General features: G+C 43.0%; 17 protein-coding genes. 14 read left to right on the top strand and 3 right to left on the bottom strand.

All coding sequences use genetic code 11. From position 1 onward, the window contains the following. Nucleotides 1-72: 72 nt before the first annotated feature. The 4 genes from FTU38_RS12145 (at nt 73) to rdgB (ending at nt 3,140) form a co-directional block, all read left to right on the top strand. Nucleotides 73-1,233 (top strand): homoserine O-acetyltransferase, encoded by a 1,161-nt coding sequence (locus FTU38_RS12145; protein WP_168377871.1) that lies wholly within the window; start codon nt 73-75, stop codon nt 1,231-1,233. After that, nucleotides 1,233-1,826, top strand: coding sequence for a methionine biosynthesis protein MetW (gene metW, locus FTU38_RS12140; protein WP_067763682.1), 594 nt, complete (start codon nt 1,233-1,235; stop codon nt 1,824-1,826). The genes FTU38_RS12145 and metW overlap by 1 nt, the downstream gene beginning before the upstream one ends. Next, complete coding sequence (locus tag FTU38_RS12135; RefSeq protein WP_078189669.1) at nt 1,823-2,413, top strand: tetratricopeptide repeat protein; 591 nt, start codon at nt 1,823-1,825, stop codon at nt 2,411-2,413. The genes metW and FTU38_RS12135 overlap by 4 nt, the downstream gene beginning before the upstream one ends. A gap of 103 nt (nt 2,414-2,516) precedes the next feature. Beyond that, nucleotides 2,517-3,140 (top strand): RdgB/HAM1 family non-canonical purine NTP pyrophosphatase, encoded by a 624-nt coding sequence (rdgB, locus tag FTU38_RS12130; RefSeq protein WP_180055642.1) that lies wholly within the window; start codon nt 2,517-2,519, stop codon nt 3,138-3,140. A gap of 395 nt (nt 3,141-3,535) precedes the next feature. On the opposite strand, the gene FTU38_RS12125 is transcribed toward rdgB, so the two are convergent. After that, nucleotides 3,536-4,417: a permease gene (locus FTU38_RS12125; RefSeq protein ID WP_180111318.1), complete on the bottom strand. Its 882-nt coding sequence runs from the start codon at nt 4,415-4,417 to the stop codon at nt 3,536-3,538. A 141-nt stretch (nt 4,418-4,558) separates the two neighbouring features. On the opposite strand from FTU38_RS12125, the gene tatA reads away from it, so the two are divergent. The 4 genes from tatA (at nt 4,559) to FTU38_RS12105 (ending at nt 8,473) form a co-directional block, all read left to right on the top strand. Beyond that, a complete protein-coding gene (tatA, locus tag FTU38_RS12120) occupies nt 4,559-4,780 on the top strand; it encodes a Sec-independent protein translocase subunit TatA (protein WP_078189673.1) in 222 nt (73 codons plus the stop codon). A gap of 12 nt (nt 4,781-4,792) precedes the next feature. Further along, on the top strand, nt 4,793-5,269 hold the full coding sequence (gene tatB, locus FTU38_RS12115) for a Sec-independent protein translocase protein TatB (protein ID WP_180040547.1): 477 nt from the start codon (nt 4,793-4,795) through the stop codon (nt 5,267-5,269). Then, on the top strand, nt 5,266-6,036 hold the full coding sequence (gene tatC, locus FTU38_RS12110; RefSeq protein WP_180111316.1) for a twin-arginine translocase subunit TatC: 771 nt from the start codon (nt 5,266-5,268) through the stop codon (nt 6,034-6,036). The genes tatB and tatC overlap by 4 nt, the downstream gene beginning before the upstream one ends. A gap of 220 nt (nt 6,037-6,256) precedes the next feature. Beyond that, nucleotides 6,257-8,473, top strand: a complete 2,217-nt coding sequence (locus FTU38_RS12105) for a PhoX family phosphatase (protein ID WP_180111314.1) — start codon at nt 6,257-6,259, stop codon at nt 8,471-8,473. A gap of 40 nt (nt 8,474-8,513) precedes the next feature. Here FTU38_RS12105 and FTU38_RS12100 read toward each other — a convergent pair whose 3' ends face one another. After that, a complete protein-coding gene (locus FTU38_RS12100) occupies nt 8,514-9,293 on the bottom strand; it encodes an NRDE family protein (protein ID WP_180050508.1) in 780 nt (259 codons plus the stop codon). Nucleotides 9,294-9,386: 93 nt separating this feature from the next. Between FTU38_RS12100 and lgt the strand changes: the two genes are divergently transcribed. From lgt to FTU38_RS12085, 3 genes are all read left to right on the top strand, one after another. Then, nucleotides 9,387-10,199 (top strand): prolipoprotein diacylglyceryl transferase, encoded by an 813-nt coding sequence (gene lgt, locus FTU38_RS12095; RefSeq protein WP_078189677.1) that lies wholly within the window; start codon nt 9,387-9,389, stop codon nt 10,197-10,199. Between the two features lie 156 nt (nt 10,200-10,355). Then, nucleotides 10,356-10,748: a hypothetical protein gene (locus FTU38_RS12090; protein WP_180004560.1), complete on the top strand. Its 393-nt coding sequence runs from the start codon at nt 10,356-10,358 to the stop codon at nt 10,746-10,748. Continuing rightward, nucleotides 10,749-11,117, top strand: coding sequence for a hypothetical protein (locus FTU38_RS12085; protein ID WP_180010198.1), 369 nt, complete (start codon nt 10,749-10,751; stop codon nt 11,115-11,117). 21 nt (nt 11,118-11,138) lie between these two features. Here FTU38_RS12085 and FTU38_RS12080 read toward each other — a convergent pair whose 3' ends face one another. Next, complete coding sequence (locus FTU38_RS12080; protein WP_168377881.1) at nt 11,139-11,651, bottom strand: peptidoglycan amidohydrolase family protein; 513 nt, start codon at nt 11,649-11,651, stop codon at nt 11,139-11,141. Between the two features lie 561 nt (nt 11,652-12,212). On the opposite strand from FTU38_RS12080, the gene thyA reads away from it, so the two are divergent. From thyA to FTU38_RS12065, 3 genes are all read left to right on the top strand, one after another. Then, nucleotides 12,213-13,055 (top strand): thymidylate synthase, encoded by an 843-nt coding sequence (gene thyA / locus FTU38_RS12075; protein WP_078189681.1) that lies wholly within the window; start codon nt 12,213-12,215, stop codon nt 13,053-13,055. Nucleotides 13,056-13,155: 100 nt separating this feature from the next. Continuing rightward, nucleotides 13,156-13,668, top strand: a complete 513-nt coding sequence (locus FTU38_RS12070) for a dihydrofolate reductase (protein ID WP_180010197.1) — start codon at nt 13,156-13,158, stop codon at nt 13,666-13,668. A 27-nt stretch (nt 13,669-13,695) separates the two neighbouring features. Next, on the top strand, nt 13,696-14,766 hold the full coding sequence (locus FTU38_RS12065) for a DUF4105 domain-containing protein (protein ID WP_180111312.1): 1,071 nt from the start codon (nt 13,696-13,698) through the stop codon (nt 14,764-14,766). Nucleotides 14,767-14,845: the final 79 nt, after the last annotated feature.

Genomic DNA, 14,845 nt, shown 5'->3' with positions numbered 1-14,845 from the left:
TGACTTTAGAAGGATACCCTCAAGTGGTATCCTTTTATTATTCATACTAAAGATTTAAGGCGAATTATTCCTGTGTCTTTTCCAGCTGACTCAGTGGGCTTAGTTACCCCACAAAAGTTTATTTTTGAAGAGCCGTTAGAGCTCGAATGCGATCGCATACTCCCACGTTTTGAGCTCATGGTTGAAACTTATGGCGAACTGAATGCAGACAAATCCAATGCAATTTTGATTTGTCATGCACTGTCAGGCCATCACCATGCTGCAGGTTATCATCATGAAGATGACCGTAAGCCGGGTTGGTGGGATGCATGTATTGGACCAGGCAAAGCTATTGATACGTCAAAATTCTTTGTCGTAGCACTAAATAATATTGGCGGCTGTAGCGGTTCTACTGGACCGACCTCTCCAAATCCTGAAAATGACAATCGCCCTTATGGTCCTGATTTCCCATTAGTGACTGTCCGTGACTGGGTCAAAACCCAAGCCATGTTATCTGATCGTTTAGAGATTCAGCAGTGGTATGCGGTGATTGGCGGCTCTTTAGGGGGCATGCAAGCTCTACAATGGTCTGTGGACTATCCAGATCGTTTACAAAAGTGCGTGATTATTGCCAGTACACCAAAACTGTCTGCGCAAAACATTGCCTTTAACGAAGTGGCGCGTCAGTCGATTTTGTCTGACCCTGATTTCCATGATGGTCGCTATTTAGAAAATGACAGTTATCCTAAGCGTGGTTTGATCTTGGCCCGTATGGTGGGTCATATCACTTACCTCTCTGAAGAAGCCATGAAACAAAAATTTGGCCGTGACTTAAAGTCAGGTAAATTTATGTATGGCTTTGACGTCGAATTCCAAGTCGAAAGTTATTTGCGTTATCAAGGTGAGCAATTTAGCCGTAACTTTGATGCCAATACCTATTTGATCATGACCAAGGCTTTAGATTATTTCGATCCATCACGTGAATATGAGCAATCATTAAAAACCGCGATGTCTAAAACCAAGTGTCAATTTTTAGTTGTTTCGTTTACAACGGACTGGCGTTTTACCCCTGCTCGTTCGCAAGAAATTGTAGATGCATTAATTAGTAATCATAAGCCTGTGAGCTATGTGGATATTGATGCTGAACAAGGTCATGACTCTTTCTTGTTCCCGATTCCGTTATATGTGAAAAGCTTACGTGCATTCCTAGGCGGTGTAAAACACCTGCAAGAAACACCGAAGGAGACCAACTAATGCGTATTGATCATCAACTGGCTGAACGTTGGATTAAACCAGATTCAAGCGTACTCGATTTAGGGTGTGGTGACGGTGAACTGCTTGCACATATGAGCAAAAAGCACAATATTCGTGCATATGGCTTAGAAATTGATCAAGAAAAGATTGCAATTGCGGTCAGTCGCGGGTTAAATATCATCCAACAGGACTTGAACTTAGGTTTAAGTCGCTTTGCCGACCAGTCTTTTGACTATGTGGTTATGGCACAAGCCTTGCAAGCTGTAGATGCACCAGACGTTCTTTTAAGAGACATGGTGCGTGTGGGGAAACAGGCCATTATCACCTTTCCAAACTTTGCACATTGGAAGACTCGTTCTTTCCTTGCATTAAAAGGAATGATGCCTGTTTCAGACGCGTTACCCTATATGTGGTATAACACGCCCAATATTCATTTATGTACTTTCCGTGATTTTGAAGCGCTGTGTGCTGAAAATAACATCCGGATTATTAACCGACTTGCCGTGAATGGGGATCAACAAGATAGTTTACTGAGTAAACGTCTCCCAAATCTATTTGGTGAAGTCGCAATTTATCGAGTGAGCGCTCTATGAAAAAATTATTATTAAGCACGACGCTACTGATTGGACTTTTTAGCATACAAGCCCATGCGGATTATGTTGCTCCATCATCTTCAGTTTCTAGCCAAGCTGCACAATATTCAATTATGGATATTCACAGCTTAAGTAAAGCTGCTAAAGCAGGTCAGCCTGGTGCTCAGTTTTACTTAGGCACTAAATATCAACAAGGTAAAGACGTTGCAAAAGATGAACGTCAAGCTTTTGCATGGTACAAAGCTGCTGCCGATCAAGGTTTATCTGCAGCTCAGCTCAATGTGGGTCGTATGCTCGCTGATGGCATTGGGACTAAAAAAGATGAAGCGCTTGCTCGTCAATATTTCGAAAAAGCAGCCAGCCGTGGTGATAACCGCGCAAGCTTTAACTTAGCCATGATGGAAGAGCAAAAGAAAAACTACATGGGTGCATACCAATGGTATGAGCTTTCTACCCGTGATGGCATGCTCGACAACAAAGTGATTAGCTTGTCTGAAGGCAAAAAAACCGCTTTAGCAGCGAACTTAAGCCAAGACCAAATCCGTCAAGCACGTGACCGTGCGGACAAATGGATTCAAGCACAATAAGTTTTTGAATCTTAAAAAGCACCTTCGGGTGCTTTTTTATTGCCTGTCAGCCACAGCATCTTGTTAAAATAGCCTCAAATCTTGTTTTATGGTGAATATTCACATGGCTTCAACTGATTGGTTATCTCAAGGCACTTTGGTGCTTGCAAGTAATAACAAAGGCAAAATTGCAGAATTTGAAAAAATGTTTGCCGAGCTTAATCTTCCTGTTGAAGTGATTCCACAAGGTCAGTTGAACATTGAAGATGCCATCGAAGACGGTCTAAGCTTTGTTGAAAATGCCATTATCAAAGCGCGTCACGCATCGAAAATTTCAGGCAAGCCAGCCATTGCAGATGATTCTGGCATTTGCGTTCCTGTACTCGGTGGCGCACCAGGGATTTACTCTGCGCGCTATGCAGGTGAACATGGCAATGATGCCGCTAACAATGCCAAGTTGCTTGCTGACCTCAAACCACTCCGTAAAGAGGGTGAAGCCATCGAAGGGATGTTTGTATGTGTCTTGGCTTTGGTCCAACATGCAGAAGACCCACTCCCACAAATTTTCCAAGGGGTTTGGCGCGGTGAAGTGATGGAAGCAGCACGTGGTGAAAATGGCTTTGGCTATGACCCACTGTTTTGGCTGCCAGAACTGAATGTTTCTAGTGCTGAATTATCAAAAGAAGAAAAAAATAAAATCAGCCATCGTGGTCAGGCGATGAAATTATTTAAAGCAAGTTTGAAATAATTTAAATTGGAGTTAATCTTAATGCCAAAGATTAACTCCAATCCCTGAATAAAAATAGAATAATTATGGCACTTCAACCGATACAGATCATATGCAACGCATGTCATCACACCTCAACTGAAATCCCAACACGCTCTTTTCTTGGTTTTCAAAAAATAAGCTGCCCTCATTGCCATGTGCAACTAACCTACCCGCTCACCTCAGGCTTTCGTGCCACCTACGCTATTTTTGCAGTGTTGATCGTACTGTCGATCATGCTTAATCTGTCGCAAGGTCAGGTTGGATTTCCAGGCCTGATAGGTATCGCAATGATATACGCCCTCGTGCGTGATTGGCAGATTCGAAAACAGCCCAAGTAGTCGCCCTTTGCGGGCATCTATAATTCACTTTTCATTTTAAAGCGAAAAAAGATGCAAAATTAACCCATAAAAACTGACGACGATACAGCTCATAATCGTGCCTGAAGCAATATAACGTGCCGAAGTGCCTGTTCCTTGATAATGCGTTTCTAAAGCCACAATATTCGCTGCAGGGGGTAAGCAGAACAGCATAAACATCACCCCAATATATTTCTCGATCTGGGGAATCGGAAGAAAGGCATAACTCAAACTACAGATCACCGCGCCAACGGTAAGTTTCATCGCATAAATACGACTACTGTTCATCAGATCACGCCATTGTACCTTGGTTTGACGCAGCCACATGCCTAAGACACACATCCCTGTGAAACTCATTCCAATTTTTGCAGCTTGATAGAGCCAATCTAAGATCTGATGTTCTTCTAAATGCTGCAGTCCAACTATTCGACAGACACCTGCAATCATCAAGGCAAATACAGGCGGTGACATCGCCACTTTTTGCATCACGCTCGACCATGGGAGTTGGGCTGAACTGACGGCTGTCACGGCCCACATATTGCCAAAGATAGAGCCACCGACATACAGAGCCACCATCGCTGCACTAATTTCAGGGCCAAAAAGTGCTAATGCAAAAGGAAAACCCAGCCAAGCCAAGTTCAAATAACTGACACACAAGGCACGTAAACTATCTTTTAACAGCCAGCGAAATAAATAAAACATCAGCACGGCAACACTAAAGCTAAAGAGCATGAGTGCTAAACTGCCTGCTTGATAGAACACCATGTTGTAGATGATCACGGCTGGAATAAAACAGCGTGCAAGTAAGCTAGAGAAAATCGATTTGAGCGATGATGTTCCTGATAATGATGCCAATCCGAGGCCACTTAAAAAACCCAATATCGGAAGAAGAAACGCCACTACACCACCCTCACTGCTCAATCTATGCATAGTAACACTGAACATAAGCTTCGCGGCTGTCTTTAAACTGCAACATCTTGGTCACTTCACTGTCATCTACAACTGCTGAAATGTTGTGCAGACCAACAAGAGGATAACAAGATGGCTGGACTATCGATTTGGCATGTACTGATTTTTGCAATTGTGGTGATTTTACTCTTTGGTACATCAAAACTAAAAAACTTGGGCAAAGATGTCGGCGGCGCGGTCAAAGATTTCAAAAAGTCGATGCGTGATGAAGACGCAGCAAACACACAGCTTAATGAGCCTCGCACGCTAGAGCATGAAGCTCAAAATAAAACCAATTCCTCAGTTCAAAGCTAAGGAGTTGTCATAATGCTTAATATTGGTATTAGCGAATTACTGGTGTTCAGCATTATTGCGCTGATCGTACTCGGCCCGGAAAAACTGCCTGAAGGTATCCGCTTTGCAGGCAAATGGTACGGGAAAGTTAAACGACTGATCAGTAACGTGCAAACAGATATTGACCGTGAACTTCGCATGTCCGAACTTCGTGAAGAAATGCAAAAAGAAATGCAACGTATTCAACAGCTCGAAGCGCGTATGCAGGCTCAGATGAATGAATTGCAACAAACGCAACACCCCATAGAACAGACTGCGCAAAAACAACAAGAAGCAGTCCTACCTGACAATAAAAATTTATCCCCACGTTATCAGTACATCGAACGTGGTCAGAGCACGATATTTGCCGTGGTTACACCCCAAATGAAAATAAAGCACGAAATTAAAACAGATCAAGCTCCTGTATTAAGTTCGACCGATGCATTAGCAGAATATCAGGTGGCCGTATGACAGATCTTTCACTGAATAATTCACAGAACACTGTGCCTGATTTGGAAGAAATGCCGATCACCAAACATTTGGTGATTTTGCGTCGGCATTTGATCAAAATTACAGGGCTTATTTTGATTCTGTTCTTTTGTTTATTGCCCTTTGCCAATCAAAGCTATCAATTGATGTCAGAGCCTCTGCGTGCGCAGTTGCCGATGACCTCATCCATGATCGCAACGGATGTGACCGCCACCTTTATGGCGCCGTTTAAGCTGAATTTCTTTGTCGCGCTAATGCTCGCGATGCCCTTCGTGATTTATCAACTTTGGGCCTTCATCAAACCTGCACTGTATGAAAAAGAGCGGCATTTGGCGATGCCCTTATTATTCGGCAGTATCGTCCTCTTCTATGCCGGAATTGCCTTTGCCTATTGGGTTGCCCTACCATCCATCCTGCATTTTTTTATGAGTGTTTCCCCTGAAACAGTCGCCCCAATGACGGACATCAATAGTTATTTAAGTTTCTGCTTAAAGCTTTTTTTGGTGTTTGGACTGACCTTTGAGATTCCGATCATCACATTAATTTTGATTTTAATCGGGGTGGTATCTACTCAAACCTTGGTGGAGAAGCGTCGTTTTATTATCGTCGGCTGTTTTTTTGTCGCCATGTTTGCCACGCCACCCGATGCGCTTTCGATGATCATGCTGGCCATTCCCATGTGGATGCTGTTTGAGCTGGGTTTGTTCTTTGGCAAGCTGATTGAAAAACGACGTGCAACTACAACTTAAATAGACTGATGTTTAGACAATTTTGGTGAGTTTTACACCTAAGAGGCTGAGATAGCCTCTTTTTTTATGCGCCCATTTAATGTTTTGCAATTTTCACGCAGCGAAATCTAAACGCCTATTTCATCAGTTTGCAACATTAGCTTCAAAGCATTGTCATATTTTATCGATAGTTTTATGTGATCAACTTTTACCCAGCACACCTTTGCCAGGATTTAAATTCATGACAAACATGCCATATAACGAAGATCAAGAACTTGATAACAATACTTCGGATAACCTTCATTTTCGTGACATTTTAGAACAACGCATCAGCCGTCGTAGCTTGATTACCAAGACTGCGAGTGGTGCAGTCGCACTTGCATTGGCATCTTCATTAACGGGGTGTAATGATGACAATGACTCAGATTCAAATAGCAATACCAAACCACCAGTTACCGATCCAAATCAAAAACCGACCAAATTCAATTTCACACCAGTGAAAAAGAATTTAGACGATATCGTGACCGTTCCTGAAGGCTATCAAGCGCATGTGCTATATGCGATGGGTGACTCGATTAACCCTGCATACCCAGCGTGGGATGATAACAATGTTCCTTCTGGCCCGAGCTTCCAATTCCGCTCTGGTGACTGCCATGACGGTATGAGCTTCTTTGGTTTAAATACCACCTCTGGACGTTATGATGCCAAGCAGTCTGACCAAGGTTTGTTGGTGATGAACCATGAATACATCAATCCGACCTTCTTGCACCCGCAAGGCCCAACCAAAGTAGAAGGTCGTCGCCCTGAAGATGAAGTCATCCGTGAAGTCAATGCACACGGTGTTTCTATCATTCAAATTGAAAAAGACAGTAAGACTCAAGCTGTCAAACTGGTACAAAACTCACCTTTCAACCGTCGTATCACAGCATCGACCGTAATGGACTTTAAAGGCCCTGTTGCAGGCTCAAGCTTAGTTTGCACGAAATTTTCAACCAATAGCCAGCAAACCCGTGGTACACACAACAACTGTGGTAATGGTTATACCCCTTGGGGCACTTACCTGACGACAGAAGAAAACTTCATTGGTTACTTCGCTCGTGCGAAAGCAGATGATGCCAAACGTAGTCCTGCTGAAATTGTGGCACTCAACCGTTATGGCCTAAAAGCGGGTGCAAACTCACGCTATGGTTGGGAAACGGCGATTGGAAGTAATGAGTCACAAGATTTATATGACCGTTGGTCAGCGAATGTTACCGGTACTCAGGCAGCAGAAGATTATCGTAATGGTCCAAACACCTTTGGTTGGATTGTCGAAATCGACCCATTTGACCGCCGTGAAAACCCCGTAAAACGTACAGCACTGGGTCGCTTTGCACATGAAGACTGCCGTGCAAGTCGCTTACGTGAAGATGACAACCTTGCGTTTTACATGGGCGATGACTCGCGCGGTGAATACATCTATAAATTTGTATCCGACCAAAAATGGAATAAAAAAGATGTCAACGGTGGCTATGCCGCGGGCGACAAATACATGAACAACGGTAAGTTATACGTTGCCAAATTTAACAATGATGGCAAAGGTCAATGGATTGAATTGAGCTATAACGTCAATGGTTTAAACCAAAGCAACAGCGTGTATCCTTTTAGCTCACAAGCAGATGTGCTGACCTTCGCACGTCTTGCCGCAGATGCTGTCGGTGCTACCAAAATGGACCGTCCTGAATGGGTCGCTGTGCATCCAGACAATGGTGAAGTCTATGTGACCCTCACCAATAACTCGAACCGTGGTACGACGCATGCACTAGATGCTGCCAACCCACGTAACTACACCGACCCTGAAGGTGGTAAAGGCAACGTCAACGGTCATATTATCCGTTTCCGTGAAGATGGTGATACAACCACAGCACTCAGCTTTACTTGGGATATCTACCTGTTTGGTGCTGAAGCAAAAATGGCGAGCAACATTAATTTATCTGGTTTAAATGACAACAATGACTTGTCATCACCCGATGGGATGTGGTTCGACCCACGTGGTGTGTTATGGATTCAAACCGATGACGGTGCTTATACCGATACCACCAACTGTATGATGCTTGCTGCGCTTCCGGGTCAAGTCGGTGACGGTACGAAAGCCACGACCTCATCGGGTCAAGAAACCATTGTGGGGGCAAAACTGAATGACGAAAACTTACGTCGCTTCCTGACTGGACCAAAAGAGTGTGAAATCACAGGTGTGACGATGACACCTGACTACAAAGCGATTTTTATCAATGTGCAACATCCCGGTGAAGATTCAGCATCCTATTCTGAACCGACCAGCCACTGGCCTGCATCACAAACCAATGCAGCAGCGACTTCACGTCCACGTTCTGCAACCGTTGTCATCACCCGTAAAGATGGTGGTGTGATTGCTGGCGAAGCGGTAGAACAAGCTCAGCCAACACAAAAAACCGCATAAAACACCTTTAAAAAATAAGCCGACGAATCGTCGGCTTATTTTATACCTTTAAATGCACTTCTATCTGGGTGATCTGTCCTTGTTGCTCACCGTGTTGCTGTTTTTCTTGCCAATGCCACTGTGAATCCCGCATACACAATAAATTTGAACAGCGGGTGCCATACACCGGACTTTGAATAAAGGTTGAAGACAGCAAATGTTCCATTTCCGCCTGAATCCCAGTATTGGGTAACAATGCTGGAATGATTTTACGTTCATCTTCCAAAATATCCCACGCAGCGGCGTCTATGTCCGCCTGTGGTTGCTGGCTTTGTAGCATCGGTAAAAATTCTTGCGTGAAGCGTTTGCGTAAATGTCGGGTCTTTTCCCAATGTTCAGTCATTAAACCATTGGATGTGACATACACACCTTTGGCTAAGACTTGTGGTGCTTCACCGCGATTACTCATATAAACGGCTTGAGTGGCATCGCCAACGAATAAATTAAAGCCGGCATAATTACATTGGATTTGTTCAAGTGCATGCGCAAAACGAATGGGCGTTTGCTCAGATTCTAAAAATTGCTGAATCAAAGCGCCACGTGAAGTGGGATATGTGGTCTGATCACGACCATCACGAAAATTGGTCACAATCGCCCAACGCCCTTGAGCGGTTATCCCCATCCATGTTCCACCAGACTGTAAGTCTTGCCCTGCAATAATCGGACTATCTACCCATTGCTTTAGACCTGCCGTCGGTCGATGATAAAACTCATCACGATTCGAAATCAGGCAGAGTGGCATGTCATCCAAGACCTGCCAAGCAAAAGCCACAATGCACATATTCAACTCTCAATATCTTTACACATTGAATGTACAACATTTTTCAGCACATTCAGCTAAAATCTGTGCAAAACATAATGACAAGGAACAGCGATGCTGACATATCCAAATATCGACCCTGTGGCGATATCACTGGGGCCACTACAAGTTCACTGGTATGGTCTGATGTATTTATTGGCCTTTTTATTTGCATGGGGCTTGGCAACCTACCGTGCAAAACAACGTGACGGCTGGAACGCAGAAATGGTCTCTGACCTGATTTTCTACGGTGCATTGGGTGTCGTGATTGGTGGACGCTTTGGCTACGTCTTCTTTTATGGTTTCGATCAATTCCTTGCCAACCCACTGTGGCTATTCCAAGTTTGGACAGGTGGCATGAGCTTCCATGGCGGTTTCCTTGGGGTCATGATTGCCATGTTACTGTGGTGCAAGAAATATAAAATGACCTGGTTCCAGACCCTCGACTTTATTGCACCCTGCGTTCCGACAGGCTTGATGTTTGGTCGTATTGGTAACTTTATTGGTGGCGAACTGTATGGTCGTGCAGTGACCGATCCTAATTTTGCTTTCGGCATGATCTTCCCGACCGATCCACTTCAGTTGGTGCGCCATCCGTCGCAACTCTATCAAGCCCTCTGTGAAGGTTTAATTCTGTTTATCGTGCTGTGGTGGTTTAGTTCAAAACCTCGTCCACGTTATGCCGTTTCAGCCTTGTTCCTCATCGGATATGGAATCGCACGCTTCACCGTTGAATTCTTCCGTGAGCCGGACAATGGTCAACTGTTCATCGGATGGATGAGTAAAGGTCAGTTCCTGACAGTTCCGATGATTCTGATTGGACTATGGATGATGTGGTATGCCTACCAGAAAAAAATCTATGACTGGGGTCCACAAAAAAATCATTAATATTTTATAATTGTCTTTAAGCAAGCGAGGTCTAAGCCTCGCTTTTTTATGCGCTGAAATTTATCCCTTCATACGTATTTACTGCACATGAAGTGACTGAATTAGACAACTGATCTGTGCTAAAGTTTATTCAGCTTATTTTTAAACTATCGATCCATGCTTGAATTTTGGTTTAACCCCAGCGTTTCTGTACTTAAAAAAATCTTGTTTTTTATTGCGATGGTCGTACTGACCAGTGTTCTGTATTGGATGGAACCCCTAACACTTCAAGCCATTCTAATGTTCATGGGTACAGGCGTCATTTTCCTGATTTGTCGTTATTGCAAGATTCATTTTGCAGCAAAAAACCCAACAGGTTTGCTCTATCGTTTATTGACCTGGATACCGATTGCACTGCTGTTAGCATTGGTTTTTATCAACATGAATAAGGGTGAAATTTTGATTCCGGGTGCTCAAGGCATTGGCTTTATGGCTTTGGCGATCTGCCTGCTCTCCCCGATTTCTCTACTGAATAAAAACGAGAAAACTTCACCCCAAGGTAAAGTTTAAATGCTGACGTTTTGGTACTCTGAGCGCTGTAACCGACAAATCAAGCTCTTCATTTGTATCAGTACCTGTGTGCTTATTTTTCTATGCGCTGAACAAAAACAACTTGATCCCCGCTTTGCGGGCATAAGTTTAGCGATTGGTTTGATGATTGATCTGCTTTATAAGCTCAGACAAGACAAACTAAAAACACTGTCTCCGTCATTAAAATGGGGTTTGGCTAGTTTGCCAATTTTATGTTTAGTGTGCTTAATTTATTTTCTACCCAATGAGCAACGCTGGATTTTAGCGCTGCAATGTATGGGCTTTGCGGCAATTGGATTATTTATCGTCTCGATCTACAGTCAGCGTGCAAAAAGGTTTGAAGACTAACCTTTTTGCAGCCATGGGCTGTTAATCCGCTAAGCGGTAATAGCTGTATTTCACATTTGGAGTTCGATAGACCGCATAACCCGCTTGACGATAATCAGACACCCAATCCTTACCTGAATATGCTGCGATATGACCATAACGGCTACTTTGATTGCGGTCGATAATATAAATATCGCCTTTCTTTGGTCGATCAAACGCTAAATTAATTTTTTGATAACCAATTTTTTGTAATGTGCTGCCCCAATCTGCTGCGGCAACGGGGTGACCGTTAAAACGTGCCCCTGCGGACTCAAGTGCTAAACGAACACTGCGGGCACATTTCTGAGTACTTCTTTGGCGGGTAATGCCTTGTAAAAATCCAGTCAAACGATCGATATCGATACGCTGACCATTGCGGGATACCACATTTTTAGTCGCTGCTTTTTGAGTGGTATTGGACTTGCCCGTATTTTTACTCGCCTGAGAACGAATTATGATATTTGCCTGAACTGGAGCATGCACTTCACTCAAGTTTACATTGTGATCATAAGCCATTCTTTAACCCACACTCCCGCCTGTATTTAGGCATTCAAAAATTTTAACGAGGGTGATAGTACCGCGTAAATTATGTTTTTTCATGTAAAAAATGTAAGATTTCTTAAACAAATCTTCACATTTAAATACGATCGTCTATTTTTAATTCAATTGGATTTATTTTTGATATCAAACTCTTAATCAAAAATAGCAGCCCAAAACCACCTCTTTAAAATGAGAAAAATCACGTGTATTTTTTTAATCAAACTTATCTGTATTTTTTTCAACGCTGCGAATGTAACATCGCTCAATATATAAACAATAGAGCTTAAGTTTTCTAAGCTCATGCTTGATTTAACAGACATATTGTCTCGTTAACACTTGATGTAATTGTTATAAATAGGCGTCTTCAGCCCAGACAACTCAGCGCTTGTTGCCTGCAAAATTTGGTCATCACCCAATAAACACCGTATGTTTTGGATTTTTTAAACCTGACTATATTCAAGCGCCCATCACAGTTCCTTCCACACGCAAAACAAGCTAATATGTGCCACAAGAAATTTAGCAAATTATGAGAGAGACATGCGCCAGTATTTAGACCTTTTACAACACATTCTCGACAACGGCGGCGACAAGGGCGACCGTACGGGTACGGGAACACGTTCTGTATTTGGTCATCAAATGCGCTTCGATCTTTCTCAAGGTTTCCCTTTACTCACCACCAAGAAAGTTCATTTCCGCTCTATCGTGATTGAACTGTTGTGGTTCCTTAAAGGCGATACCAATGTTCAATATTTGCAAGACAACAAAGTCTCGATTTGGGATGAATGGTCTACAGCAGAACAAACTGCGCGTTTTGGTCGTCCTGCTGGCGAATTAGGTCCTGTTTACGGTCATCAATGGCGTAATTTCGGTGCAACCAAAAAAGCCGATGGCCTATATGAACAAGATGGTTTTGACCAAATTAAATGGTTGGTCAATGAAATCAAAACCAATCCTAACTCTCGTCGTCTAATCGTGTCGGGTTGGAACCCAAATGAGGCAGGTAATGTTGCATTGCCACCATGCCATACCTTGTTCCAATTTTTTGTCCAAAACGGAAAATTATCCTGCCAATTATATCAACGTAGTGCTGACGTTTTTTTGGGTGTGCCGTTTAACATTGCCAGCTATGCCCTGTTAACACATATGATTGCGCAAGTTTGTGGTCTAGGTGTAGGCGACTTCGTTTGGACCGGTGGGGATACACATTTATATGCCAACCATTTCGAACAAGCGCAGTTGCAATTGACACGTGAACCAATGGGTCTGTGCCAATTAAAACTCAATCCTGAAATTACCGATCTTTTCGATTTTAAATTTGAAGATATTGAAATCGTAGGTTATGAATCACATCCTGCGATTAAAGCCCCTGTTGCGGTTTAATTTTTAGAAATCCCAAGTGAAAAGCAAAATCCCGCTTTACCTCAAGCGGGATTTTGCATTCTAATAGACGGCAAATATTTCGGCTATTTGAGTTCAAACTATGGCATTTCAAAATTTAGAAATCGTGCACGTTGTCGCTATGGATCAGCAGCGCTGCATTGGTAAAGGGAATGATTTGCCGTGGCATATATCTGCCGATTTACAGCACTTTAAAGCCATCACTCAAGGCGGTGTAGTGGTCATGGGACGCAAAACCTTAGAGTCTATGGGACGTACCCTTCCGAAGCGTGTCAATTGGGTAATTACACGAGATAACACTTGGTCATTTGAAGGCACCAAAGTCGCATATAGTATCGACGAGGCATTAACGCAAGCTGTTGCTGATGTTGCAAGTTCAGAAAAACCAACGAGTTTGTTTATTATTGGTGGTGGTGAAATTTTTAAGCAAACCATCGGCATTGCAGACCGTTTAGAACTCACGCATGTTGAACTGGATGTTCAAGGTGATGCGCATTATCCTGAAATTCCTGCGGACTTTCAAAAAGTGGCGTCAGAACAACATATCGACGACAAAACTGGGATTGCTTTTGAGTTCGCAACTTACCGAAAATAAAGAAAAATCTTAAGCTAAAAGAAAAATATGCAACAGAGTGACCAACAAGCAATGTTCAAAAAAATAGGGCGAAGTATTCTTCATGCTCTATTTAGTGTGTTTGTCCTCTGTTCTTCGATTTGGCTCTGTGCCGCCTTGTGGATACAGCAACCGGCAGGCTGGTTAGGCAGCCGCATTATCATTGGAATCTGGATTGCTTTTGCCCTGAGCATTTTAGGCATCTATATTACCCAACACTTTTTTAGCCGTCGTAAAGATGTCTTAATTTATATTATGGGCTTTATTTGCGGTCTATTTTGGTATTTTGGCATGGAAGCGCGTCAAGATCGTGAATGGAATCCTGAAGTAGCTGAAATTCTACATTATGAAAAGCAAGGTAATCTCGTCACCTTACACAATGTGCGTAATTTCGACTGGCATGCCGATGGTAGCTTTACCCCGCGTTGGGAAACTCGCCAATATGACCTGAGTCAAATCAATGGCGTCAACATCATTACCTCGTATTGGATGGGGCCACAAATTGCCCATACACTGGTCACTTTTGATTTTGCTGACCGACCACCGCTGACGTTTTCGATTGAAATTCGCAAAGAGAAAAATGAAGAATTCTCTGCGATTGGTGGTTTTTTCCGTAAATATGAACTGAGCCTCATTGCATCAGATGAAAAAGATATTATCTATACCCGCAGCAATACACGCGGAGAACAGGTCTATTTCTTCCCCGTAAACATGCCAAAATCTGAAATGCAGGCGCTGTTTATTGAATATCTACATAAAGCCGATGAACTGCAGACTCAACCCAAATGGTACAACACACTCACTAGTAATTGTACAACACTGGTGTTTGACATGATTCAAGCGGTTTCCAAACATCAACTTCCAACCGATTACCGCTTATTTGCATCCGGTTATTTGCCGAATTATTTGCACGACCTCCATGCCATAGACCAAAATTGGGATATGAAAACATGGTATCAAAAAGCCCATGTTAACCCCCGCGTCTCTCAAATTAAGCAACTGAGCAGTGAACAATATTCGAAGTTAATCCGACAAGGTTTGCCGCATTCACAGTCTAATCCAAGCGCCAATCAATTGTAATTCTTAAATATTGATACAAATATGGCTAGCTTATCTGTGCGATATTTGCTTAGATAATTGAAATGCTTCCACGGGGAAA

It is taken from the genome of Acinetobacter sp. YH12098 (assembly GCF_013419235.1).
GTDB lineage: Bacteria > Pseudomonadota > Gammaproteobacteria > Pseudomonadales > Moraxellaceae > Acinetobacter > Acinetobacter amyesii.
This window is presented reverse-complemented; position numbering and strand designations above follow the sequence as displayed.

Bases quoted from the DNA above. Each gene is read 5' to 3' on its own strand.
- tatB (WP_180040547.1), top strand. From the start codon at position 4,793: ATGCTTAATATTGGTATTAGCGAATTACTGGTGTTCAGCATTATTGCG.
- FTU38_RS12090 (WP_180004560.1), top strand. From the start codon at position 10,356: ATGCTTGAATTTTGGTTTAACCCCAGCGTTTCTGTACTTAAAAAAATC.
- lgt (WP_078189677.1), top strand. From the start codon at position 9,387: ATGCTGACATATCCAAATATCGACCCTGTGGCGATATCACTGGGGCCA.
- metW (WP_067763682.1), top strand. From the start codon at position 1,233: ATGCGTATTGATCATCAACTGGCTGAACGTTGGATTAAACCAGATTCA.
- tatC (WP_180111316.1), top strand. From the start codon at position 5,266: ATGACAGATCTTTCACTGAATAATTCACAGAACACTGTGCCTGATTTG.
- FTU38_RS12065 (WP_180111312.1), top strand. From the start codon at position 13,696: ATGCAACAGAGTGACCAACAAGCAATGTTCAAAAAAATAGGGCGAAGT.
- FTU38_RS12080 (WP_168377881.1), bottom strand. From the start codon at position 11,651: ATGGCTTATGATCACAATGTAAACTTGAGTGAAGTGCATGCTCCAGTT.
- FTU38_RS12100 (WP_180050508.1), bottom strand. From the start codon at position 9,293: ATGTGCATTGTGGCTTTTGCTTGGCAGGTCTTGGATGACATGCCACTC.
- FTU38_RS12105 (WP_180111314.1), top strand. From the start codon at position 6,257: ATGACAAACATGCCATATAACGAAGATCAAGAACTTGATAACAATACT.
- FTU38_RS12135 (WP_078189669.1), top strand. From the start codon at position 1,823: ATGAAAAAATTATTATTAAGCACGACGCTACTGATTGGACTTTTTAGC.
- thyA (WP_078189681.1), top strand. From the start codon at position 12,213: ATGCGCCAGTATTTAGACCTTTTACAACACATTCTCGACAACGGCGGC.
- tatA (WP_078189673.1), top strand. From the start codon at position 4,559: ATGGCTGGACTATCGATTTGGCATGTACTGATTTTTGCAATTGTGGTG.
- FTU38_RS12070 (WP_180010197.1), top strand. From the start codon at position 13,156: ATGGCATTTCAAAATTTAGAAATCGTGCACGTTGTCGCTATGGATCAG.
- FTU38_RS12085 (WP_180010198.1), top strand. From the start codon at position 10,749: ATGCTGACGTTTTGGTACTCTGAGCGCTGTAACCGACAAATCAAGCTC.
- rdgB (WP_180055642.1), top strand. From the start codon at position 2,517: ATGGCTTCAACTGATTGGTTATCTCAAGGCACTTTGGTGCTTGCAAGT.